This window comes from Sulfitobacter sp. PS-8MA (genome assembly GCF_040933935.1).
Taxonomy (GTDB): Bacteria; Pseudomonadota; Alphaproteobacteria; order Rhodobacterales; family Rhodobacteraceae; genus Sulfitobacter.
Window position 1 is genome coordinate 40520 of record NZ_JBFQYJ010000007.1, and the last position, 23183, is coordinate 63702.

The 23183-nt window shown below is 62.4% G+C and carries 25 protein-coding genes; 14 read left to right on the forward strand and 11 right to left on the reverse strand.

Annotated features, from left to right (window positions below; translation table 11 throughout):
• Positions 1-102: 102 nt before the first annotated feature.
• On the forward strand, positions 103-1353 hold the full coding sequence (locus AB4M76_RS13565) for an Hsp70 family protein (RefSeq protein WP_368442474.1): 1251 nt from the start codon (positions 103-105) through the stop codon (positions 1351-1353).
• A 90-nt stretch (positions 1354-1443) separates the two neighbouring features.
• Here AB4M76_RS13565 and AB4M76_RS13570 read toward each other — a convergent pair whose 3' ends face one another.
• Positions 1444-2724 (reverse strand): acetylornithine deacetylase/succinyl-diaminopimelate desuccinylase family protein, encoded by a 1281-nt coding sequence (locus AB4M76_RS13570; protein WP_368442475.1) that lies wholly within the window; start codon positions 2722-2724, stop codon positions 1444-1446.
• A 7-nt stretch (positions 2725-2731) separates the two neighbouring features.
• Between AB4M76_RS13570 and AB4M76_RS13575 the strand changes: the two genes are divergently transcribed.
• Genes AB4M76_RS13575 through AB4M76_RS13585 form a run of 3 tightly spaced genes read left to right on the forward strand, consistent with a single transcriptional unit; the run spans position 2732 to position 4726 of the window.
• Complete coding sequence (locus AB4M76_RS13575) at positions 2732-2869, forward strand: hypothetical protein (protein WP_368442477.1); 138 nt, start codon at positions 2732-2734, stop codon at positions 2867-2869.
• Positions 2870-2901: 32 nt separating this feature from the next.
• A complete protein-coding gene (locus AB4M76_RS13580) occupies positions 2902-3753 on the forward strand; it encodes a formate/nitrite transporter family protein (RefSeq protein WP_368442478.1) in 852 nt (283 codons plus the stop codon).
• A gap of 43 nt (positions 3754-3796) precedes the next feature.
• The gene (locus AB4M76_RS13585) at positions 3797-4726 is read left to right on the forward strand and encodes a YihY/virulence factor BrkB family protein (protein WP_368442479.1); all 930 of its coding nucleotides are present in this window, start codon (positions 3797-3799) and stop codon (positions 4724-4726) included.
• 6 nt (positions 4727-4732) lie between these two features.
• Here the strand turns inward: AB4M76_RS13585 and AB4M76_RS13590 are convergent, their stop codons facing one another.
• A complete protein-coding gene (locus AB4M76_RS13590) occupies positions 4733-5461 on the reverse strand; it encodes a Crp/Fnr family transcriptional regulator (RefSeq protein ID WP_368442480.1) in 729 nt (242 codons plus the stop codon).
• Between the two features lie 89 nt (positions 5462-5550).
• On the opposite strand from AB4M76_RS13590, the gene AB4M76_RS13595 reads away from it, so the two are divergent.
• Positions 5551-5901 (forward strand): hypothetical protein, encoded by a 351-nt coding sequence (locus AB4M76_RS13595; RefSeq protein WP_368442481.1) that lies wholly within the window; start codon positions 5551-5553, stop codon positions 5899-5901.
• On the opposite strand, the gene AB4M76_RS13600 is transcribed toward AB4M76_RS13595, so the two are convergent.
• The 3 genes from AB4M76_RS13600 to AB4M76_RS13610 all read right to left on the reverse strand — a co-directional run bounded on the left by AB4M76_RS13600 (position 5873) and on the right by AB4M76_RS13610 (position 7466).
• On the reverse strand, positions 5873-6223 hold the full coding sequence (locus AB4M76_RS13600; RefSeq protein ID WP_368442482.1) for a phage holin family protein: 351 nt from the start codon (positions 6221-6223) through the stop codon (positions 5873-5875). The two genes, AB4M76_RS13595 and AB4M76_RS13600, sit on opposite strands and share 29 nt — an antisense overlap.
• Positions 6223-6528 (reverse strand): YqjD family protein, encoded by a 306-nt coding sequence (locus tag AB4M76_RS13605; RefSeq protein ID WP_368442483.1) that lies wholly within the window; start codon positions 6526-6528, stop codon positions 6223-6225. Before AB4M76_RS13605 ends, AB4M76_RS13600 begins: the two co-directional genes overlap by 1 nt.
• Positions 6529-6656: 128 nt before the next feature.
• Entirely contained in the window at positions 6657-7466 is an 810-nt protein-coding gene (locus tag AB4M76_RS13610; RefSeq protein WP_368442484.1) for a response regulator, read from the reverse strand.
• A 94-nt stretch (positions 7467-7560) separates the two neighbouring features.
• On the opposite strand from AB4M76_RS13610, the gene AB4M76_RS13615 reads away from it, so the two are divergent.
• The 4 genes from AB4M76_RS13615 to AB4M76_RS13630 all read left to right on the forward strand — a co-directional run bounded on the left by AB4M76_RS13615 (position 7561) and on the right by AB4M76_RS13630 (position 10314).
• Positions 7561-7731, forward strand: a complete 171-nt coding sequence (locus AB4M76_RS13615; protein WP_368442485.1) for a NepR family anti-sigma factor — start codon at positions 7561-7563, stop codon at positions 7729-7731.
• Positions 7731-8288, forward strand: coding sequence for an RNA polymerase sigma factor (locus tag AB4M76_RS13620; RefSeq protein ID WP_174860981.1), 558 nt, complete (start codon positions 7731-7733; stop codon positions 8286-8288). Before AB4M76_RS13615 ends, AB4M76_RS13620 begins: the two co-directional genes overlap by 1 nt.
• 2 nt (positions 8289-8290) lie before the next feature.
• Positions 8291-10015 (forward strand): sensor histidine kinase, encoded by a 1725-nt coding sequence (locus tag AB4M76_RS13625; RefSeq protein WP_368442486.1) that lies wholly within the window; start codon positions 8291-8293, stop codon positions 10013-10015.
• 131 nt (positions 10016-10146) lie between these two features.
• Positions 10147-10314: a hypothetical protein gene (locus AB4M76_RS13630; RefSeq protein ID WP_368442487.1), complete on the forward strand. Its 168-nt coding sequence runs from the start codon at positions 10147-10149 to the stop codon at positions 10312-10314.
• Between the two features lie 78 nt (positions 10315-10392).
• Here AB4M76_RS13630 and AB4M76_RS13635 read toward each other — a convergent pair whose 3' ends face one another.
• Positions 10393-10944 (reverse strand): cupin domain-containing protein, encoded by a 552-nt coding sequence (locus tag AB4M76_RS13635; RefSeq protein WP_368443507.1) that lies wholly within the window; start codon positions 10942-10944, stop codon positions 10393-10395.
• A gap of 184 nt (positions 10945-11128) precedes the next feature.
• Here AB4M76_RS13635 and gabT point away from each other — a divergent pair, with 184 nt between their 5' ends.
• The 5 genes from gabT (at position 11129) to AB4M76_RS13660 (ending at position 16564) form a co-directional block, all read left to right on the forward strand.
• Entirely contained in the window at positions 11129-12526 is a 1398-nt protein-coding gene (gabT, locus tag AB4M76_RS13640; protein WP_368442488.1) for a 4-aminobutyrate--2-oxoglutarate transaminase, read from the forward strand.
• A gap of 125 nt (positions 12527-12651) precedes the next feature.
• Complete coding sequence (locus AB4M76_RS13645; protein ID WP_368442489.1) at positions 12652-13398, forward strand: SDR family oxidoreductase; 747 nt, start codon at positions 12652-12654, stop codon at positions 13396-13398.
• Positions 13399-13406: 8 nt separating this feature from the next.
• Complete coding sequence (locus AB4M76_RS13650) at positions 13407-14396, forward strand: P1 family peptidase (RefSeq protein ID WP_368442490.1); 990 nt, start codon at positions 13407-13409, stop codon at positions 14394-14396.
• On the forward strand, positions 14389-15195 hold the full coding sequence (locus tag AB4M76_RS13655; protein WP_368442491.1) for an alpha/beta fold hydrolase: 807 nt from the start codon (positions 14389-14391) through the stop codon (positions 15193-15195). The genes AB4M76_RS13650 and AB4M76_RS13655 overlap by 8 nt, the downstream gene beginning before the upstream one ends.
• Before the next feature lies 1 nt (position 15196).
• Complete coding sequence (locus AB4M76_RS13660) at positions 15197-16564, forward strand: tetratricopeptide repeat protein (protein WP_368442492.1); 1368 nt, start codon at positions 15197-15199, stop codon at positions 16562-16564.
• Between the two features lie 33 nt (positions 16565-16597).
• On the opposite strand, the gene AB4M76_RS13665 is transcribed toward AB4M76_RS13660, so the two are convergent.
• From AB4M76_RS13665 to hemC, 5 genes are all read right to left on the reverse strand, one after another.
• The gene (locus AB4M76_RS13665) at positions 16598-17287 is read right to left on the reverse strand and encodes a fumarylacetoacetate hydrolase family protein (protein ID WP_368442493.1); all 690 of its coding nucleotides are present in this window, start codon (positions 17285-17287) and stop codon (positions 16598-16600) included.
• Between the two features lie 90 nt (positions 17288-17377).
• A complete protein-coding gene (locus tag AB4M76_RS13670) occupies positions 17378-19087 on the reverse strand; it encodes a hydantoinase B/oxoprolinase family protein (RefSeq protein ID WP_368442494.1) in 1710 nt (569 codons plus the stop codon).
• Between the two features lie 4 nt (positions 19088-19091).
• Positions 19092-21170, reverse strand: coding sequence for a hydantoinase/oxoprolinase family protein (locus AB4M76_RS13675; RefSeq protein WP_368442496.1), 2079 nt, complete (start codon positions 21168-21170; stop codon positions 19092-19094).
• An 88-nt stretch (positions 21171-21258) separates the two neighbouring features.
• Entirely contained in the window at positions 21259-22164 is a 906-nt protein-coding gene (locus tag AB4M76_RS13680; protein WP_368442497.1) for a LysR family transcriptional regulator, read from the reverse strand.
• Entirely contained in the window at positions 22161-23108 is a 948-nt protein-coding gene (hemC, locus tag AB4M76_RS13685) for a hydroxymethylbilane synthase (protein WP_368442498.1), read from the reverse strand. Before hemC ends, AB4M76_RS13680 begins: the two co-directional genes overlap by 4 nt.
• Between the last annotated feature and the right edge of the window lie 75 nt (positions 23109-23183).

The following is a 23183-nucleotide window of genomic DNA, read 5'->3' on the forward strand; positions in this document are numbered from 1 at the left end:
CGCGCCAGCATTCGTTGCCAAGCGCGGACAGGGAGGGTATCGGCACAGCCTTGCAGAAAGACAGTCGCGGGCCGCGCGGTGTCGTGACGATAGGAGACCGCCATGGCGACGCTTGGTATTGATTTCGGAACATCGAACACAGCCGCTGGCATCGCGCCGGATGGGGTTCCGCAGCTGATCGCGCTGGAAGCCGAGGCGCAGACCCTGCCCACGGCGGTCTTTTTCGATGCGGATGCAAAGGAGATGCTTCTGGGCGCGGCGGCTTCCGAGGCGCTGCTCGCCGGGGCCGAAGGGCGCTACATGCGCGGTTTGAAAAGCCTGCTCGGCACCCGGTTGATGCGCGAGAGGCGTTTGCTTTTGGGCGAGCGGCTGGACTTTATCGACATTGTCGGGCGGTTTCTGGCCGCCGTCAAAGCCCGGGCCGAGGCGGCCACGGGGCAGAAGTTTGATGCTGCGCTGTCGGGGCGTCCGGTGCGGTTTCATTCAGCCGATGCGGCGCGCGATGCGCAGGCGCTTGAGGATCTGCGTGAGGCCTACGGCCGGGCGGGATTTCACCGGGTGGACTTTTTGAACGAGCCGGAGGCGGCAGCACTGGCCAACCGTGACGCCCTGCGCCCCGGCGATCTGGGTCTGGTGGTCGACATCGGCGGCGGCACTTCGGATTTCACCCTGTTTCGCCAAGGCGGCGGGGCAGAGATCGACATTCTGGCAAGCGATGGCATCCGGCTGGGCGGCACCGATTTTGACCGCTCCCTGTCGATCGGTCGGGTGATGCCGCAGCTGGGCATGGGCAGCGAGATCCGGCATGCTTTCGGCAAGGACACCCATCTGGCGCCGAATGCGATTTTTAACGATCTGGCGACCTGGGCCAAGATCCCCTTTCTCTATGGCCCGGAAACCCGGCGCGCCGCGGCGGAGTTGCTGAAACATGCAGAGCACCCCAAACGCTTGGCACGCTTGGTCAAGGTATTGGACGAGGAACTGGGCCATGATCTCGCCTTTGCCGTTGAGGCCGGAAAGATCCAGGCGAATGCGGCAGATGGCGAGCGGGAGCCGGTGATCGACGTCTCGATGCTGAAACCCCGCGCCACCCTGCCCCTGCCCCGCGATTGGATGCGCAAACGGCTTGAGCCGCTGGCAGAACAGATCGGCGCGGCGGCGGAGAGGACGGTGCAAAAGGCGCAGCTGGAGACCGCAGCGGTGGACCGGCTGATCTTTGTGGGCGGGTCGAGCCTGATGCAGGTGGTCGAAGCCAGCCTGCGTGCGCGGTTTCCCCGGGCGGAGGTTCACCGCGGGGCGGCGCTGACCGCGATTGTCGCGGGGTTGGCGCTGCGCAGTGCGGATCGGGGGTGAACGTTGAGGTCCCGCCCGGGGTGAGGGCGGGATACGGTATTTGAGAAAGGATGAAGCCTAGGGGTGGGGCGCTTGCCCGCTTCGGTGGCGTCAGGACTTGGGAAGGAGCAGGGATTCCAGCGCTGCGGCCATGACTTTGGCGGAATCCATCATGTCGTCGATGCCGATATATTCATCCGGTTTATGCGCCAGTTCCAAGATGCCGGGGCCGTAAGCGATGCAATTCTTTAGCTTGCCGATCCGGTCGATATGCTTCTGGTCATAGGTGCCGGGGGAGGCGACATATTCCGGCGCTTTGCCCATCACGTCTTGGATCGCGCGGGAAACGGTCTGCACCACCGGCGCTTCGCGGTCGGTCATGGAGGGCAGCACGGCGTTGAGTTCGGTTAGCTTATAGTCGAAGTCCAACCGGTTGGCGCGCAGACCTTCGAGCAGATCGGTCACCTCGTTGCGCACCTGGTCAAGCGGCTCTTCGGCCAAGAACCGTCGGTCAATCACGATGCGGCAGGAATCCGGAACGCAATGGGCCGGCAGCCCGTCGAAATCATCCGCCTGTTCGGCTTGGCCACCGTGGATGGAGTTGATGTTCATGGTCGAGGACCGTGCGCCTTCGGGGACCACGGGCATATCCGTGCGGCGCGCCGCCATGGCGGGAAAGAGCTTGTCTTCGAATTCATGCAGCACCGCGCCCATGTGACGCACGGCGCAGTCGCCCAGAAAGGGCATGGAGCCATGGGCGATCTCGCCCTTGGTTTCGATTTCGGCCCACCAGCCGCCGCGGTGGCCGAGACAGATGCGGTCCTTGTGCAGCGGCTCGGGGATAATGACATGCTGCACTTTTGCGGGGTTAAAGAACCCCTGTTCGGCCAGATAGGCCACGCCGCCGTAGCCGCCAGATTCCTCGTCCGCGGTGCCGGAGATTTCGATCGCACCTTCGAAATCCGGGTGGGTTTCGATGAAGGCTTCCGCCGCGATGATCGACGCGGCCAGCCCGCCTTTCATGTCGCAGGTGCCGCGGCCATAAATCTTGCCGTCAGAAATTTCCGCGCCGAAAGGATCGAAGGTCCAGCCCTCGCCCACTTCGACCACATCCGTATGGCTGTTGAAATGCACGCAGTCCCCGCCGCGCACGCCCTCCCGCCGGGCGATGATGTTCCAGCGGGGGTATTTCTCACTGTCGCCGGGGGTGCCATGGGCGCGGATCATCTGTGTCTCAAACCCATGGGCGGAGAGGCGACGGTCCAGATACTCGCAGATCGCGCGGTAATCTTGGCCGGGCGGATTTAGCGTCGGGATGTGGATGATATCCTGGGTCAGCGCGATGAGGTCATCACGTTTGGCATCGATGGCGGAGGAGGTTTTGCTTGTCATGGGGCGCATGTTTGAACGGCTTTTCCAGATTGGCAAGGCCCCCGGCGCCGAAAAGGTTGAAACCGCAGTGAAAGCCCACAGAAGCGCTCAATGCGACGGCATCGCGGTGACCTTTTTTTCTGTCAGTTGCCCCGGCGCGCGCTAAGTCTCTCTTTTCCACATACGCAGGAAAGACTGATGGCCCCATTGATCCGGAACAAACCCCCGCAATCCGCCGTGTCGGAAGCCGCCGAGGAACGTTCTGTCAGCAAAGCAACCGCGCTTTCGCCCAAGCTGATCTATGAAGTGATCCGGCGCGAGGGGCGCAATGAGTTGAGCCGGACCAACCGCTCCGTGGTCTGGTCCGGCATCTCTGCGGGGATGCTCATCAGTCTTTCGGTGCTGGGGGAGGCGATCTTTCGCACCTATCTGCCGAATGCGGGCTGGCGCTATCTGGTGGAGAACATTGGCTATTCGCTTGGCTTTATCGCGGTGATCATGGGGCGGATGCAGCTTTTCACCGAGAACACGATCACCACCGTGCTGCCGCTCATGCAGGAACGCAGCCTGGGCATTCTGGCCGATGTCGCGCGGCTTTGGACCGTGGTGTTAAGCGCCAATGTCATCGGGGCCTTTGCGGCGGCGGCGCTTTTCGTCTTTACGCCCGCGGTCCCGGCAGAGGTTTTGCCGGCGATTATTGCGCTCTCGGAACATGCAACCGGAATGCAGCCCATCGAAGGGTTCTGGCGCGGCATTCCCGCGGGGGTGATTGTGGCGCTGATCGTCTGGATGCTGCCCGAGGCGGATGAGGCTGCATTCTTCTTGATCCTGACCTTCACCTGGCTGATCGCGGCGGGGGATTTCACCCATATTGTCGCCGGGTCTGTCGAGATGGCGGTGCTGGTGTTACATGGCAGCCTGGGCGGTATGCAGGCGGCCTTTGAGTTCTTTCTGCCGGTGCTTCTGGGCAACATTATCGGCGGCACGCTGATCTTCACCCTTGTGGCCTGGGGGCAGGTTCGCGACGATGTTGAAGAGAATGAAAACTAGGGTTTCGCACCCCCCGACCGGTCTGGCGAGAAAAGGAGCCCCTTTGATACAACGCCGCCCCCCTTCCCGCCCGGCAATCTACTGGGACGCTTTCAAAGCCAGTCTGACGCAGGCATCGGAAGCCAATCTCGCGCTTATCTCGGCCGGGGTGGCCTTTTTTGCCATGCTCTCGCTTTTCCCGGCGCTGGCGGCGTTGATTGCCTTGCTGGGGTTGATTTCAGACCCGGCGGTGGCCGTGGCGCAGTTGGAGGAGGTGCGCAGCCTCTTGCCCAATGATGTCTACGATATCTTATACGCGCAGGTCACCGGGCTGGTGACGGCGCGCGCGGATACGCTGGGTTGGGCGGGGGTGGTGTCTTTGCTGGTGGCGCTCTGGTCCGCCCGGGCCGGGGTCGGGGCGATGGTGATCGGGCTGAACACCGTCTACGGCGAGCGCAACCGCAAGGTCGCGCGGCATTATGCCCATGCGTTGCTGCTGACGATCAGCCTTGTGGGCGTGGGGATCGTTGCACTGCTGACCGTGGTGGTGGCGCCGATCGTGTTGGGGTTTCTGCCGCTTGGCCCGCTGGGCGTGGCGGTGGCCGATCTGCTGCGCTGGACGGTGGCGGTGGTGGTGCTTTTCGCCGGGGTCGGGGTGCTCTACCGCTTTGGTCCGAACCGGCGCGCGGCGCGGATGGCCTGGCTGAGCAGCGGTGCCGTTCTGGCGGTTCTGTCCTGGGCTGCCGTGTCGGTGGGGTTTTCCTACTATGTGTCGAACTTTGGCAATTACAATCAGGTCTACGGCTCCATCGGGGCGGTGATCGCGATGTTGATCTGGCTGTGGATCAGCAGTTTTCTGATCCTCTTTGGCGCCTCACTGAACGCCCAGATCGAACGGCGCACCCGGCCTGACAGCACCGTTGGCCCGCCCAAACCGCGCGGCCAGCGCGGGGCCGAGGCGGCGGATACTTGGATCAAGCTCGAAAACGACTGACAGCGGCTACATCAGGGGGCGTTTCTGACGCTCTGCGGCGGTTGTGAGCCCTTCCTTGGCCAGGGCGTCGACATTGTTGATCTGCAAGACCCCATCGGACCAGGACAGCAATTGCCGCTCTCTGAGGGCTGCGATTGTCTTGTTCGTATGCACCAGCGACAGGCCAAGCGCATCGGCCAGATCACGCTGGGTATAGGGCAGCGGCATCTGATTGTGGGTCACCATGCCGAGCGATTGGCCGCGCTGGAAGATTTTGAGCAAGGCCCAGGCGATCGCCTGTGTGGCCGTGCGCTGGCCGATGGTGGCGAGCACCTCACCCATGAAATGCTCTTCGATGGCGGCCAGCCAGGTGATGTCAAAGGCGCGTTCGGGGTGGGACTTGAAGAAACTGTAGAACTCGCTGCGGTTAAAGACGCAAAGCCGCATATGGGTGCGCGCTTCGACGGAATGGCCCATTTCGCCCATCACACCGGCTTGCAGGCCAATGAAATCACCGGGAAACACGAAGCTGATGACCTGCCGCTTGCCGTTCTCCAGCATTTTGTCGCGGATGCCCATGCCCGAGAGCGCGGTGTAAAGCTGCGGAGCGTTTGAGCCTTCGAGCAGGATCGGGGTGCCGGGTTCGACCGTCAGTTCACCGGATTTGAACTTCTCCATGAACATCAGCTCTTCTTTCGACATCGGCAGAAAAGCATCTTTGCGTTGCAACGGACAATAGCGGCATTGGGTCGGCATCGGTTAATTTTGCCTTTCTATGTCATAGTTTAATGCGCGGCCGGGGAAAGCGCCCTACATCGGTCTTTTGAACTTATAAGGAGAGGCCCATGTCTATCCTGATCTACGAACCCGATCCTTTGGTGTGTTCGGATATTAACGAAACCCTTTCTGCCGCGTTTCCGCAATGCAAAATTGACGTGTTGGAGGCTTTCGACATCCCGCGTGTCGTGGACAAGATCAGCGAGATTGGTGTGGCGGTGCTCTCTGTCACGCAGGAAGAAATACATCAGTGGATGCCTGAACTGCGCAATCTAAGGGCGTGGTTCCCGGTCGTGCTGATCGTGGATGACGCGCCCCGCACCGCCGAAGCCGCGGCGGGGCTCGACTATCTGACCCGCCCGTTTTCCAGCGCGGCCTTGTCGCAGACCGTCAGCGCCGTGCTTTCTGGCCAGCGCTAAGACCGGCCAGAAAGGCCATCGCGAGGTTTTTGCCCCCGTCATGCTCCTGCGCGCTCGGCGCCTTTGCTGATGGTTTCGACGGTGCGGCACGGTCCTCTGCGCCAGCCATCGCCAGCATGATAAAGCCGATGCCCAGATAGAGCGCGCCCAGGATCAGCGCCGCGGTCATCGCAGAGGCGATGGTGATGAGAAAGAGCCAGGCGGCCAGCGTCAGGAACAGGAGCCCGATCAAAAGCATGATTGCTGCGCCGACACTCAGCATGGCGGTCCGCGCCGCCCGTCTGACCGAGCCGCGCAGATGCTGCATGATGCCAGCGAGCATCAGCGCCGCGCCGTCACGATACCCACGAGAAAGCCAAGACCGGCCGCGATCCCGAGCGCCGTGCCCGGTTGGCTCTGGAGAAATTCTTCCGCCTGTTTTTGCGCGTCCATGGCCTTCAGCCGCCCGGCATCGGACAGGTCCTGCGCCGCCGTGCGGGCCGTGTCGCGCATTTCATCGGATTTGGCCTTGCCGTAGTCGCCCAAGGTTTCGGTTAGGGTCGCGATGTCCTTTTTCAGAACCGTGATTTGATCCGAAAGGTCTTCGACGGTGATTTGGCTGCCATTTGCACTGGGGGATTTCGCCATGGGAAAGGCTCCTGCTGCGTGGATTTTGGATGGGCCCGAAGGGGGTTTCTCATAGTTTCACCCCGCGCGACGGGCGCGCGGGGGAAACTGAAAGGCGCTGCGGGTGATGCAGTTCGCCCGTGTAAAGATCAGGCGTTCAGCGTTTCCGTGGAGGAGAAGAACATCGCCTGCGACACGGCCGAGACGACCTGATCCACCGAATAGGGTTTGGAGATCAGGAAGGCCGGTTCGGGCTTATCGCCGGTCAACAGACGCTCGGGGAAGGCTGTGATGAAGATCACCGGGCGCATGCCAAGCTCGTTCAGCAGGTCATTGACCGCATCAATGCCCGAGGAGTTGTCGGCCAATTGGATATCCGCGAGGATCAGGTCAGGCACATCCGCCTTGCCAAGTTTCACCGCCTCATCGCGGGTGCGGGCAATGCCGGTGACCCGGTGGCCCATGTCGGCCACGATGGATTCAATATCCATCGCGATAATTGCTTCATCTTCGATGATCATGACAGAACCCGACGTGCTGTCGGCCATTTCACGATGCGCGATCTGGATCAGCTCATCGGCCTCTGCCTTGTCGACACCGATGATGGTCGCGATCTGCTCATGCGAAAAGCCTTCGATCGTATGCAGCAAAAGCGCCTCGCGGCTGTTGTTGGTCAGGCTGGCCAAATGGCGCTGCGCCTTGGCCCGCGGGCCGCTTTCGCCTTCTTCGATGGGCGCGCCTGCGCTGGCCCAAATCCCGTAGAGAACCTTGAACAGACCGGTCTTCGTATCTACACCGTCAAGCACCGAGCGATCCACCAAAATAGCCTCCAGCGCGGCGGCTGCGAATGTGTCGCCGCTGGTCTGGCTACCTGTCATCGCCCGCGCGAACCGGCGAAGATAGGGAATGTTAGCGCCCAGTTCATCGCTGATGCTGGTCTTTTGTGTCGCATCGTTCATTTAGTCGGATCCTTTTTAACTTTTCTTGGAACCAAACACCCAGACATTGTGTTTGGTTCCAGTATGCGTACATAATTATTTAAACGGGACGACGATGCCAGAGGTGATGTTAGTGAACTCAGGAAACGACGACGAGCGTGAGCGTGTTATTGATGACAACCTCAAGCGGGTTTTCGACGAAACGCTCGAAGAAGGCATCCCTGATCGCTTTAAAGAGCTGCTTCAGAAGCTGAAGGAACAGGACTCAGAAAAAGGATCCTCATAATGAACCGTTCCGATCCGCGCGACGAGCTGGTAGAGCATCTGCCGGCCATGCGGGCCTTTGCCATCAGCCTCACGCGAAATGGCGCCACGGCAGATGACATGGTGCAGGACACGCTTGTCAAGGCTTGGACCAATATCGACAAATTCGAAGTCGGCACCAACATGCGGGCCTGGCTGTTCACTATTTTGCGCAACACCTATTATTCGTCCCGTCGCAAGGCCAAGCGCGAAGTTTCCGATGTGGACGGCGTGCTGACCGACGGTCTGGCCGAAAAGCCGGCCCATGACGGCCACATGCAGATGACCGATTTCCGCAAGGCGCTGGCGCTGCTGAAAGATGAGCAGCGGGAAGCATTGCTGTTGGTGGGCGCCTCTGGCTTTTCCTATGAGGAAGCGGCGGATATGTGCGGCGTCGCCGTCGGCACGATCAAAAGCCGGACCAACCGCGCCCGCGCCCGCCTGGCGGAGCTTTTGGGCCACCATGACGACGAGTCCCTGGAAATGACAGATGATGCCACCATGTCTGTCCTGTCAGCATCAAAAGTTTCTTCTTTCTAGACATGACCTCGGGCTTTTTCAGCGGTGACCTGATGCGCGGGCTGACGATCCGCGTCCTGCTGTTTTTGTCCCTCGCGCTCTTGCCCATCGGCCTGATCGCGGTGGTGCAGACGCGGCAGATCGCGGATCAAAGCCGCGAAAGCGCTGAACTGTCCCTTATCGCGGTGACAGAACAGGCCTCTGCCGCCGAACGGCAGGTCATTCAAGAAGCCTTTGGCGCCGCCGAAGCCCTGACCTCCATCGTCCGGCTTCGGCGGGATGACCCGCAGGAATGCACGGATTTCTTGCAGGAGTACAAACAGGCCTCTGACATCTATTCCCTGGTCGGCTTTATCGGGCTCGACGGTCGGATGACATGTTCCTCTACCGGGCAGGAACATGATTTCTCCGAGGTCGAGAATTTCAGACAATTGCTGAAGAACCCGGTGCGCCGGGCCATGCCCGTCATGCAGGGGGAGGTGAGCAAACAGGTCGTCACGCTGATCAATGCGCCGGTCTATGAAAACAGCGAGCTGATCGGCTTTATGTCGCTCAGCATCCCGCAGGATGCCATCAACGCGGTGCGGGGGAACCCGGATAAATACAGCAATGTCGCGATGATGACGGTGAACAAGATGGGGCATATCCTGACCACCGAAAACGGGCTGGACACGGCAAAACAGGAATACCCCGCCGACGTATCGCTGCCATTGCTGACCACCAAAGAGCCCAGTGTCTTCCTCTCGAAGAACGCCGTCGGCACGGACCGGGCCTATGCGATTGTCCCGATCGTCCCTGACACGGTCTATGCGCTGAGCGTCTGGCCGCGCGATACGCCCTTCCTCGATACCGGCGTCTCGACCCGGCTCAGTGCGCTTTTGCCGATCGTGATGTGGGTGGCCAGTCTTATTGTGGCGTTTTGGGCGCTGAACCGGCTGGCGATCAATCACATCCGCAAACTGGGCCGACAGATGCGGCGTTTCGCGCTGAACCGGACCTTGCCGCGCGGCACGCTGGGGCCCTCTGTCCCCACGGAACTGGTGGAGATGGAAGCCGCCTTTATCGGCATGGCGGAATCGATCCTGCGCGACGAAGCCACGCTCGAAGACAGTCTGCGGCAGAAGAACATCCTGCTGAAAGAAGTGCATCACCGGGTGAAGAATAACCTGCAACTGATCTCTTCGATCATGAACATGCAGATCCGGCAGGCCAAGAGCGAAGATGCCCGTTTTGTGCTGCGGCGTTTGCAGGAACGCATCCTGAGCCTCGCCACCGTTCACAAGAACCTGTACCAGAACGACGATCTGGTGCGGGTGGACGCAAGCGAGCTGCTGCGCGAGATCGTCAATCAAAGCCTGTCAATCGGTCTGCCCTCGGGCGGCGGTGTGAAGGTCGATCAGAATTATGAGACCATAGAGATTGACGCCGACGATGCCGCGCCTCTGACACTCCTTGTGTCCGAAGCCGTCACCAACGCCTTGAAATATGTCTCTACCGTGGCCCCCGGGACCGGCTTCATTTCCCTGAAACTCAGCTACACTGGCCCTGAGCAAGCCATGCTGGAAGTGCGCAATACGATTGGTAACCCGGATGAGGTGAAAGGCGGCACCGGCCTTGGGTCGCGTTTGATCCTTGCCTTTACCCGGCAGTTGAACGGCCAGGTTGAGATCGATACACGCGACGGTGTCTATGAGATGCGCGTCAACTTCCCGGTCCCGACCGACAGCAAGATGGTCTACGATTACTAAGCCCCTCTTTCGCGAGACTTTGCCGAGAAAGTGGCATTTCGGTAACGTGGCCGTGTGCCCGTAAAATTTCTCGGAACCCTTTGCGCGGATCTCAGTTGAGACCCTGAAACGCACTGCGGAAAGGATATGGAATGACCACGGAGCTTTTTTTCGGCTGCCTGACCATCCTGACCTTGGCTGCGGTCATCATTCTTGCCCTGACCACGGGCCGGAGGGAACTTCACTCCGAAGAAGACCGCGCCGGAACCGACGAACGGCAACCGGAAACGCAAAGGTCGAATTACAGGTCAGACTACTGAGGATCTGACATGATCTTCTGCCCCGACATATGTTCGGGGCAGAAGATCGCTTTGCATCTAAAGGTCATCCCTATCCAATTAGAAACTCGGCGGCGTGCAGGCGCTCACGACCTCGCAAACGGTATTGCTGAGGTTGCGGAACCGATGCGGCAGGCGGCTGTCGAACATATAGCCGTCCCCCGCCTGCAATTCGGTCACCGCGCCATCAACGGTGACCTCGATCCGGCCACGCACCACGATCCCCGCTTCTTCCCCCTCATGGCTTAGCCATTCCGGCCCGGTATCCGCGCCGGGTTCATAGGATTCGTGCAGCACCTGAAGCGCATGGTTCTCGGCATTCCCCAATTGGCGAAGCGACACACCGCCCTGACTGCTCGGTGAAATCTCGGTCAGTTCCTCGGCCCGGTAGAATACTTTGGTGGTATCCTCTTCCTCCAGGATCGAAAAGAACTCGGCCATGCTGATCGGAATCGCATCAAGCAGGCTCTTGAGAGAGGCGACAGAGGGGCTGGTGCGGTTCTTCTCGATCAGCGAAATGGTGCCATTCGTCAAACCGGCCCGCGCGGCGAGTTCCCGCTGGGAAAGCCCATGCTGTTTGCGCAGCAGTTTTAATTTATCACCAATATCCAATGACTTGCCTCTGTCCATTTGGGCCGATCCTCTGCCCGTATCCAGAAACGGATACAGCGCGGATCGCTGATGCTTCAAATAAGGCGCAGTTTGCCGATTGACAATTATATTCAACGCACGAATAGATTTTTTAAACGCTGTCGCGTTCGACCACCCGTCCTCTTACCAGCAAAGGTCTTGCCCCATGTCCAGCACCGCCAAAAAATCCTCCCGCAAATCGACCAAGGCCAAGGCCGCGCCGCAGATGACCGTGGTCGAAACCAACCCGGCCACCGAGCCGAGCAATCTCACCAATGCCGCACTTGTGGCGCGCCGCGACGCTGCCGTGCCGCGCGGGGTCGCCTCTGCTGCGCCGGTCTATGCGAAATACGCCGAGAACGCCGAGCTTTGGGACGTTGAAGGCAACCGCTATATTGATTTCGTCGGCGGCATCGGCGTGTTGAACACCGGCCACCGCCACCCTAAGGTCGTCGAAGCCGCGAAAGCGCAGGAAGATCACTATACCCATACCAGCTTTCAGGTCGTCCCCTATGGCCCCTACATCGATCTGGCCGAAAAGCTGAACAGCCTCGCGCCCGGCGATGCGCCAAAAAAGACGTTGCTGGTCACCACGGGTGCCGAAGCGGTTGAAAACGCGGTTAAAATCGCCCGTGCCGCCACGGGTCGCCCCGGCGTTATCGCCTTCACCGGGGGCTACCATGGCCGCACCCTGCTGACGCTGGGCATGACCGGCAAGGTGACCCCCTATAAAAAGGACGTCGGCCCCTTCCCCTCCGATGTGTTCCGCGCGCCCTTCCCGTCGCAGCGTGATGGCATCACCGTGCAGGACGCGCTCACCGGGTTGAAAAACCTGTTTCTGACCGACGCCCAGCCAGAGCGCATCGCGGCGATCATCATCGAGCCGGTGCTCGGCGAAGGCGGCTACACGCCGGTGCCGTTCGAGATGCTAAAAGAGCTGCGCGCGATCTGTGACCAGCATGGTATTCTGCTGATCTCGGACGAAGTGCAGGCCGGTTTCGGCCGCACCGGCACATGGTTTGCCATCGAACATTCCGGCGTCGTGCCGGACCTCATCACCGTGGCGAAATCCATGGCCGGTGGCTATCCGCTGGCCGGTGTGATTGGCCGCGCCGACGTGATGGACGCCATGGCCCCCGGCGGTCTGGGCGGCACCTATGGCGGCAACCCGGTGGCCTGCGCCGCCGCTTTGGCTGCCATCGAAGCCATTGAAAACGAGGGTCTTTTGGCCCGCTCCACCGCGATGGGCGAAACCCTCAAAGCCCGCTTTGCCGAGATCGGCGCCCGCGCGGCGCCCTACCGTTTCTGGGACATTCGCGGCCTCGGCGCGATGGTGGCGGTGGAGTTCGTCACCGACTTTGACAGCGCCCAGCCAGATGCCGATCTGACCAAACGCGTCATCGCCCATGCGCTCCAGCGCGGCCTGCTGCTGCTGAGCTGTGGCATGCATGGCAATGCTGTCCGTGTCATGGTGCCGCTGACCGCATCGGATGCCATTCTGGACGAAGGTCTGGCGATCTTCGAAGCGGCGGTGGCCGCCGCGGTGGCCGAAGAACAGCGGTAAAAACCGCTTCTCACAGGACCATGGGAGCAAGCGCGCGGGGCAACTCGCGCGCTTTTTCGTTGGCAATGAAGGGGGAAGCGCGCAAACTGTGTGCATACCGCAACATGACAAGACCGGAGACCGCCATGCGACTGACAGGGAAAACGGCCATTGTAACCGGGGGCGCCTCGGGTTTCGGTGCAGGTATTGTCAGGCGGTTTCAAAAGGACGGGGCGCGGGTGATGATCGCGGATGTCGATGGGGACCGCGCCACCCAATTGGCACAGGAAATGGGCAATTATGCGACGGCACAGCAGGTCGACGTGGCCGATACGGGCTCCGTTCGGGATATGGCCATGGCCGCGCAGGACCTCTGGGGCCATATCGACATTCTGGTGAACAACGCCGGGGTCACCCACCCGCCCGGCCCGCTGGAGGACATCAGCGAAGACGACTTTGACCGAATGTTTCACGTGAATATGAAATCGGTTTTCCGAACCGCGCGGATCGTGGTGCCCTACATGAAAGAAAGAGGCCGTGGGGTGATCCTCAATATCGCCTCGACAGCCGGAATTTCGCCCCGCCCGCGTCTGAACTGGTACAATGCGTCAAAGGGCTGGATGATCACCGCGACCAAGACCATGGCGGTTGAACTGGCCGAACATGGCATCCGCGTGAACGCCATCAGCCCTGTCGCCGGAGAAACACCGCTGCTTAAATCCTTCATGGGCGAAGATACCCCGGAAATGCGGCAAAAGTTGCTGGACACCATCCCGCTTGGGCGCTTTTCTCAGCCCGAAGATATTGGCAACGCAGCGCTGTTTCTTTGTTCTGATGAGGCTTCGATGATCACCGGGGTGGCGCTGGAAGTGGACGGTGGCCACTGTATATGACGACAATGATGAGACCGGGATCGCGCAATTTGATCACCGACGTCGCAGGGCTGAAAGTTGGCAATGCGCAGAACGATGACCTCAAATCCGGCAGTACCGTTCTAATCGGAGACACATCCTTTACCGCCTCTGTCCATGTCATGGGCGGCGCCCCCGGCACCCGAGAGACTGACTTATTGGCGCCGGACAAGACCGTGGCGGCGGTCGACGCGCTTGTGCTGTCCGGGGGCTCGGCCTTTGGTCTCGATGCCTGCTCGGGCGTGGTGGATGCATTGCGCGCCCAAGGTCGTGGGTTTCGCTTGGGCGATGCGGTGATCCCTTTGGTGCCGGGGGCGATCCTCTTTGATCTGCTGAACGGCGGCAACAAGGCTTGGGAGGAAAACCCCTACCCCGCCCTTGGCCGCGCAGCCCTTGCGGCGGCAGGCGAAGACTTTGCCCTCGGCTCTGTGGGCGCAGGCACCGGGGCGCTGAGCGCGATGGTCAAGGGCGGATTGGGCTCTGCCAGCCTGCAGCTCGCAGATGGCAGCATGGTCGGTGCGCTGGTGGCCGCCAACCCCGTGGGCGCCGTGACCACCCCCGGCGAGCGCCATTTCCACGCCGCCCCCTATGAGATCGACGGCGAATTCGGCGGTCTCGGGCCGGACCCTGCCACCGGGCTTGGCCGCATCTTTGAAAGCCGGAAAGCCGCCGCCATGGCGGCCCGCGCAAACACCACGATTGCAATCGTCGCCACCGACGCCATGCTGACCAAAGCCGAATGTCAGCGCGTTGCTGTCGCCGCCCATGACGGGATCGCCCGCGCGGTCGTGCCCGCGCATATGCCCAATGACGGGGATCTCGTGTTCTCCCTCAGCACCGCCAAGCGGCCCGCGGGGGATGTGGCCATGATCGGCCATGCCGCCGCGCTCTGCGTGTCGCGGGCGATTGCCCGTGCAATCTATGCCGCCACCCCCGCCGAAGGGGACTTGCTGCCCTGTTGGAGCACGCTGAATGCCTGACCTCTCCCTGCCCGATGTCTCGCTGCATTATGAGGTCGAGGGCAGCGGCCCGCCGCTTTTGATGCTGGCGGGCATGTTAAGCGACAGCGCCAGCTGGGGCGCGTTGGCGCCTTTGCTGAGCGATCATTTTACCCTGATCCGCCCCGACAACCGCAGCACCGGGCGCACGACGCCCTGGGACGCAGAGATCAGCGTCCTGCATATGGCGCGCGATGCGCTGGCAGTGATGGACCACCTTGGCCATGCGCAGTTTGACGTGGTCGGCCATTCCATGGGCGGGCTGATGGGGATGGAACTGGCGGGTCTGGCGCCAAAGCGCGTGAGAGCACTCAGCATCCTCGCCTCCGCCCCGGTCCGCGCGCCGCGCACGATGGCGGTCTTTGATGCGCTTCTGGCCGTGCGCCGCGCCGCCGAAGGGGAAGCGCTTTGGCTGCGGGCGCTTTACCCGTGGATATTTGCCCCCGGTTTCTTTGTAGAGCCTGAGAATGTGGAAACCGCCCTTGCCGCCGCGCTGGCCTACCCCCATGCGCAGAGCGCCGAGGCCATGGCCCATCAACTCGAAGCTTTGCGCAGTTTCCGCCCGAGACTGCGCCCGGCTGATCTGTCTTGCCCAACCCTCGTCCTTCACGGCGCCGAAGACCTGCTGATCCCGCGCGCCGCCGCCGAAGACGCATTTGCCCGGATACCCGAGGTGACACAGATCACCCTGCCGGACGCGGGCCATTCGATCCATTGGGACGCCGCCGAGCCTGTCGCAATGCATCTGCGCAAATTCCACGATACGAGTCCGGAGAGTTGAGATGACACAAGACCTTTATGGGCTGGAGATCACCGCCCGCCGCCCCGAGTCTATTCAGGCGATCAATGATTTCATCCATGGCTTCCTGTCCTATCAGCCCAAAGCCGCCGGGATTGTCACGGCCGCCGATGCCGACCCCGAGAACGCTTTGGTCAACGCCTATGCCGCGCTGCTGTGGATGTTTCTGGAAACCCCCGACGCCCCGGAAAAGGCCCGCCCCTATCTGACGCGGGCCGAGGCCGCCCCGGGCGCGAACCCGCGCGAGCAGCAGGTGGTGCAGGCGGTGGGGCATTGGGTCAGGGGCGATGTGCCCGCCCTGATCGCCCGCTGTGACCAGATCACCGATCAATGGCCCCGCGATCTGGCGATGCTGAAGCTTGCGCAATACCATCAGTTCAACCAAGGCGATGCATCGGGCATGCTGCGTATCGCGCTTAAATCCCTGCCCGCAGCCGACGACATTGCCTATACCCACGGCATGATCGCCTTTGGCTATGAGCAATGCCACCAGCTTGACCGCGCCGAAGCCGCCGCCCGCCGGGCGATGGAACTGCGCCATGACGAGCCTTGGGCGCATCACGCGCTGGCCCATGTCATGCTGACCGAAGGCCGGATCGCCGAAGGGGCGCGGTTCATGGAAAGCGTGGCCGAAACCTGGACCGGGCTAAACTCCTTTATGCGCAGTCACAATTGGTGGCATCTGACCCTGTTTTACCTGTCACAGGGCCGCCATGACGATGTGCGCCGCGCCTATGATCAGCATATCTGGGGGCTTCAGAAAGACTATTCGCAGGACCAGATTGGCGCCGTATCGCTCTTGGCGCGGATGGAGTTTGCGGGGGTCGATGTGGGGGATCGCTGGGAGGATGTGGCCGATCATGTCGCGGCAAGGGGGCAGGACACGGTCAGCCCCTTCCTGACCTTGCAATATCTCTATGCCCTCTGCCGCACCGGACGCCCTGAAGCGGATCAGCTGCGCGCCGCGATCGAAGCCCGGGCAAAGGACAGCGCCGCCCATGACCATGCCGCCTGGGCCGAAGTGGCCTTGCCCGCGGCACGGGGGATCCTGGCCCATGCAAAGGAAGATTGGGACGCCGCGATCTGGCATATGGGCTTGGCCCTGCCACGCATGGCGGAATGCGGCGGCAGCCATGCGCAGCGCGATCTCTTTGGGCAGATCCACCTCGACGCCCTGCTGCGCGATGGCCGTGCCTCTGCCGCGCAGCAGATCTTGGAGAGGCGCCGCAGCTATGACCCCAATGGCGTGCCGCTGAACCTGATGCTGGGCCATCTTTATGAGCAGACCGGCCAGCCAGAGCTTGCCGCAGAAGCCCGCGCCCGCGCGGCGCGGACGCAGGCCAGCCTGTGATCTAAGGGGGATGGTAAGGCTCTCGCGCCCCGGTTAGGCACGGGGGCCGATGGTGACCTCAAATTCCGCGATCCCGTCCACACCCCCGGTCAGCACATCGCCCGGCACCACCGCAGCAACCCCCGCGGGCGTTCCGGTCATGATGATATCCCCCGGTGCCAGTGTGACCGCACGCGACAGTGTGGCGGTATGCTCGCGCACCGACCAGATCATATCGCCCAGATCGGCCTCCTGCTTCATCTCCCCATTCACCGCCAGCCAAATGCGCCCTTTCGAGACCGAGGGGACATCGGCCAGCGGCAGGATCGGGGCAATGGGGGCGGAATGGTCAAAGGCCTTGCCCCAGTCCCAGGGCCGGCCCATTTTCTTGGCCACGGCCTGAAGATCACGTCGGGTGAGGTCGATACCCGCAGAGGCGCCCCAGATGTGGTCCATCACATCCTCTTCCGCGATATTCGCGCCCCCCTTGCCGATGGCGATGACCAGTTCACACTCGAAATGAAGATCTTCCGTCAGCGGCGGATAGGGCACGGTGCAGGGCGTATCGCAAACCGCGTCGGCGGGTTTGGTAAAGAAGAACGGCGGCTCGCGGGTGTCATTGCCCATCTCGACCACATGGGCCTCATAGTTGCGGCCCACACAGAACACCCGGCGCACCGGGAAACGGGCGCTGCTGCCCTGTACGGCAAGGCTGCTCTGCTTCGGGGGGTCGATGACATACATTGCTGGTCTCCTCTTGGCCGCCTGTCGCGGCCAAGGAACACCCCGGCACCGCCACAGTCAATCTCCCCCCGCTTCAACAGGTGCAATCCCTTACAGATCGGCGCCTTTGCGGATCGCCTCTTGCACCTCTTTGATCTCCTCGGCGCTCAACCCATAGTCCGCCGCGGCAACCTCGGCCGTGATATAGCCGCGCAGCAGGTCGCGCTTGACCAGATCCTTCGGGCGTTCAGCCGCATCGCCATAGCCCGCGCCGCCGGGGAAGGCCATCAGCACGCGGCGGCCATGGGGCACGAACTGTTTGCCCTTGCCGCGCATCGGGGTGCCATCATCCTGCGCGATGGTGGTTGGCGCGCCGGGCTTGCCGCCCTGCCGCCCCCGTGCGGGGTGGTCGACGCGGTCGAACATCGCCTGCATGTCGAACTCATGCCCCGCGCGGGCGCCGACTTCCATATATTGCCCCAGCCCGCCGCGCTGGCGCCCCGCGCCGCCGCTGTCGGGCCGCAGTTCCTTGCGCCAGATCACTACCGGGCCGGCATGTTCCGTGGCCTCCACCGGCATGGTCATCACCCCCGAAGGGAAGGCCGTGGCGTTCAGCCCGTCAAACTGCGGCCGCGCGCCCGAGCCGCCGGAGTTGAAGGTCAGCACCTCGGCCCGCCGCGCCCCCTTGGGCGCCTCGGCATCGGTGCGCGGGCGCAGGCTGACTTGGAAGTTACAGAGGCAGCCCGCGCCCTCGGCAGGCACCAGATTGGGCAGGATTTGATCCAGCGCCGCATAGACCGTATCCGGCACGAAATGCCCCACGATATGCCGCAGCGCCACCGGCGCAGGGTGCAAGGCGTGCACGATGGTGTTTTCCGGCGCCGCGATCTGGAACGGCGCGAGCGAGGCCGCGTTGTTCGGAATCTCCGGCGCGATGGCGCATTTCAGCGCATAGCAGGCATAGGCTTTGGTATAGACCAGCGGGCAGTTGATGCCTTTCTTGTCGATCCCCGAGGTGCCGGCGAAATCGGACAGGATGCGGTCCTCTTCGATGCTCACCGTGACCTTGAGCGTGATCGGCGCGTCGAAACCGTCGATGGTCATCTCGCCCGTCGCCTGCTCGCGCGGCAGGGCGTTGATCCGCTCCAGCGTGGCACGGCGGGAGTTGTCGAGGATGAAACCGGCGATGCCGGTCAGATCGGCCAGTTCGAACTCCTCCATCATATCGATCAGGCGCCGATGGCCGATTTCGTTACAGGTGGTCAGCGCGTAGATGTCGCCAATGAGTTGATCCGGCTCGCGCACATTGCCGCGAATGATCCGCACCAGCGTCTCGTCGACCTGCCCCGCATCCGCGAACTTCATGATCGGCAGATAAAGCCCTTCCTCATAGACACTGGCTGCATCGGCACCAAAACCGCGTCCGCCGATGTCGACGATATGCGCGGTGCAGGCAAAGAAACCCACGAGCTTGCCGCGGTGGAACGACGGGGTGACCATGGTGATGTCATGCAGGTGGCCGGTGCCTTCCCAAGGGTCGTTGGTGATATAGACATCGCCCTCAAGGATATTCTGCCGCCCAATGCGCCGGATGAAATGCGCCACCGCATCGGCCATGGCGTTGACATGGCCGGGCGTGCCGGTGACCGCTTGGGCCAGCATCCGGCCTTCGGTGTCATAGACCCCGGCGGAAAGGTCGCCCGCCTCGCGGACCGAGGTGGAAAACGCCGTGCGCACCAGCGCCTGCGCCTGTTCTTCGACGACCGAGATCAAGCGGTTCCACATGACCTGATAGGCGACGTTGGAATGTGTCTGTGCCATGTCTTTACCCTTTCACGGTGATGTCGATGCAGCCGTCTGGCTGACAGATGGCCTGACGCGAGGCGGGGATGATGATGGTGGTCTCATCCTCGGTGATCGCGGCGGGCCCTTGGGCAGTTGCCCCCGGTGCCATACCGCCGCGCAGCACCACCGCGGCATCGCAATATTGTGACAGCGCCGAGTCGAACATCTGCCGCGTTAGAGCCACATCTGCCGCCGCACCACGGGACTGTTCCGGGGTTCGGGCCACCTCTTCGGGCGGGGTCGTGGCGTTGACGGCCCAGACCGTGATCTCGATATCCAGCCCCTCCACCGTGCGGCCAAAGAGCTTGGCATAATCCGCCTCAAAAAGCGCCTCAAAGCGGGCCGCATCAGGGTTCATCGCTTCTTCTGCGCTCAGAATGATCGGAATTTCCCAGCCCTGCCCGCTGTAGCGCATATAGACTTTGAACTCCGACAGGATTTCGGCCTTGGCATCGCAGTTGCGGACAAAGCCGGTGGCCTCCTCCTGCAGTTCCGACAGCAGCGCCTTGATCCGCGGCGCGTCGAAATCCGACAGTTTCATATAGACCGAGCGGTTCGCCTCAAAGCTGAAGGGCGCGCGCAGGAAACCGATGGCCGAACCGACCCCGGCCCCCGGTGGCACCAGCAGGCGCTCCACGCCCAGTTTCTCGCAGAGCCGTCCGGCGTGCAGCGGGGCCGCGCCGCCAAAGGCAATCATCGTGTATTCGCTCAGGTCTTCGCCATTCTCCACCGCATGCACCCGGGCGGCATTAGCCATGTTTTCATCCACCACCTCGGCGAGACCAAAGGCGGCGGTGGCGGCGTCCATGTCGAGCTCCTTGCCGATAACATTCTGCAACGCCCCTTCGGAGCCTGCCGTGTCGAGCTGGATCGAGCCGCCGGCGAAATTATCGGGGTCAAGCTTGCCCAGCACCAGATCGGCATCGGTCACCGCAGGCTTCTCACCGCCGCGCCCGTAGCAGGCTGGGCCGGGCTCAGAGCCCGCGCTTTCTGGGCCGACGCGGATTTGCCGCATGGCATCCACATGGGCCAGCGAGCCGCCCCCCGCGCCGATCTCGACCATATCGATGACGGGGATTGAGATCGGCATGCCCGAGCCCTTTTTGAACCGATAGGTCCGCGCGACTTCGAAGACCCGGCTGGTCTTGGGGGTCTGGTTCTTGATCAGACAAATCTTGGCGGTGGTGCCGCCCATGTCAAAGCTCAGCACCTTGTCGAGACCATAGCGCGCAGCGATATTGGCGGCGAAAACCGCGCCGCCCGCGGGGCCGGATTCGACCAGCCGCACGGGGAACTCCGCCGCGCTTTCGATGGAAATAATCCCGCCGCCCGAGTGCATCAGGAAGATATTGCAGCCCACGCCTTCGTCCTGCAACCGCCCTTCGAGCCGGCCGAGGTAGGACTTCATCAGAGGCTTGATATAGGCGTTGGCGACCACGGTGTTGAAGCGCTCATATTCACGCATCTGCGGCGAGACTTCGGCAGAGATCGAGACCATGACCCCCGGCAGACGCTCTTCGAGAACCTCGCGGATCATCCGCTCATGGGCGTCGTTGAGATAGGAGTGGATCAGCCCCACGGCGACACTGGTATAGCCACCCTCGGCGATACGGTCGGCCAGCGCTTCGACCTCGGCGCGGTCCAGCGGGGTCAGCACGGCACCGGTGGCGTCGATACGTTCGTTCACCGTGTAGCGCATCTGGCGCGGCAGCAGGGGTTCGGGCAGGGTGAGGTTCAGGTCATATTGCTCAAACCGGCTTTCGGTGCGCATCTCGATCACGTCGCGGAAGCCTTGGGTGGTGATCAGCGCCGTCTTGGCCCCGCGCCGCTCGATCAGCGCATTGGTGGCCAGTGTCGTGCCGTGGATGATCTGGGTGAGGTCCGCGGGGGTGATCCCGGCCTTGGCGCAGACCTGATGCATCCCGTCGATGATCGCATTTTCCGGCGCGGCATAGGTGGTCAGCACTTTGGTCGAAAAGCTCTCTTTGCCCTTTTCCAACACCACGTCGGTAAAGGTGCCGCCGATATCTACGCCCAGTCTGATGGTGGAAGTCGCCATATCTGTCTCCTGTTTGCGGCAGGATAGGAGGGCGGGATGCATCGGCGCAAATTATTATATTCTATAGGCGTGAACGATTTTTATGATCCTAGCGCCCGAAAGCCTCAGCACAGGCCCGCGCCAGTTCCGCCGCGCGGGTGACGTGACCCGCCGTTCGCTCCGCATGATACCGCGCCGCGACCTGCAAAGGCTGCGGGTCCCAGGGCGCGGCGAGGGTCTTTAACGTGCCCTCGGCCAGTGCTCCGGCGACCATCACACGGGGCATGACGGCCACGCCCATCCCATCCAGCACCATATTCATTGCCGCCGACAGGCTGCTCGACGGGACCAGCCGCGCCTTGGGCGCATGGGTTCCGTCAAAATAGTGAATGAGGTCGAGATGCGCCTGCGTATGCCGCGCATGGCCCAGCACCGGGTGACGCACCAAAGCCGCAAGGTCCGGCGCGGGGCCGATCTGGGCGGCCAGCTCGGGGGCCGCGACCCAGATGTAGTCATAGGTGGCCAGATCCAACTGCCCGCGCGCAGGGGTCGAGAACGGCGCGGTTTGCAGGGTCAGATCCAGCGCATTGGCGGCAAGCTCCTGATCCAGATCGCGCGACAGATCGACCGTGAGTTCGACTGCGAGATTGGGATAGGCCTCGGCCAAGGCCCGCAGGAAAGGCCGCAGCCAGGTGCTGGCGACAACCTCGGTCACGCCAAGACGGATGCTGTTGTCGATCAGATCGGGGCGTTCGGCAATCGTGACCAGCCCTTCGGCCTCGCGCAGAACCTGCCGCGCTTGGGCGAGCAGGGCCTGCCCCTTCTCCGTCAGGCGGATCGAACCGGCATCGCGTTGCATCAGCGTCACGCCCAGCGTCGTCTCCAGCCCGGATATCCGGGCCGAGATATTTGGCTGCGTGGTGTTCAGATGCGCGGCGGCGCGGCGAAAACTGCCAAGGTCAGCGACCCAGATCAGCGCTTCAAGCTGTTTCAGCGTGAAGAGATTGCCAATCATTCCCGCCAGTCGAAGAAACCCGGCCCCGCTTCGGCCAAGAGCCTGCGCGCCATGTCTTCGCCCGCCGCAGCTCCGTCGGAAATGGCGCAGGTCACGTCGTCCCCAATTGCATCGGACCCGTCCGGGCGCAGCACTTGGCCGCGCAGGCGCATGTTCGTGCCGTCGAGTTCGGCCAGCCCGGCGATCGGCGTCTCGCAGGAGCCATCGAGCGTGGCAAGAAAGGCGCGTTCGGCGGCCAGTTGCTCGCCCGTGGCGCGGTCGTGGATCGCGGCCAGCATGTCGGCGGCGCGGGGATCGTCGATGCGGCGTTCCACGCCGATGGCCCCTTGGGCGATGGCGGGCAGCATGTCATCGGGATGCACGGCGGCCTGCGGCACATCGTCCATCTTGAGCCGGTTCAGCCCCGCCATGGCAAGGAAGGTCGCCTCGGCCACGCCGTCGTTAAGTTTCTTCAGCCGGGTCTGCAGATTGCCGCGAAACTCGACCACTTCCAGATCGGGCCGCCGCAGCTTCACCTGCGCCCGGCGACGCAGGCTGGAGGTGCCGACCACTGCGCCTTCGGGCAGATCGGCGATGGACTTCAGATGCGGCGAAATGAAGGCATCGCGCCAGTCCTCGCGCGGCAAATAGGTGTCGATCACCAGCCCACCCGGTTGCAGCGTCGGCATGTCCTTCATTGAATGCACCGCGATGTCGATGGAGCCATCGAGCAGCGCCGCCTCGATCTCGCGGGTGAAAAGCCCCTTGCCGCCGATCTCTTTCAAGGGGCGGTCAATGATCCGGTCGCCGGTGGTTTTGATCACGACAATGGTGAAAGCCTCAGACGGCAGGTCAAAGGCGGCGGCGAGCCGGTCGCGCACCTCATTCGCTTGCGCGAGCGCCAGAAGCGATCCGCGTGTGCCGATGTTGAGGGGCCGGGCCGGGGTGGGAAGCTGATACGTCATGCCGCATCCCTACCCCCGTCGACATGAACTGACAACTGCTGTACCTCGCTTCCGAACGGCTTTGCCACAGTTAGG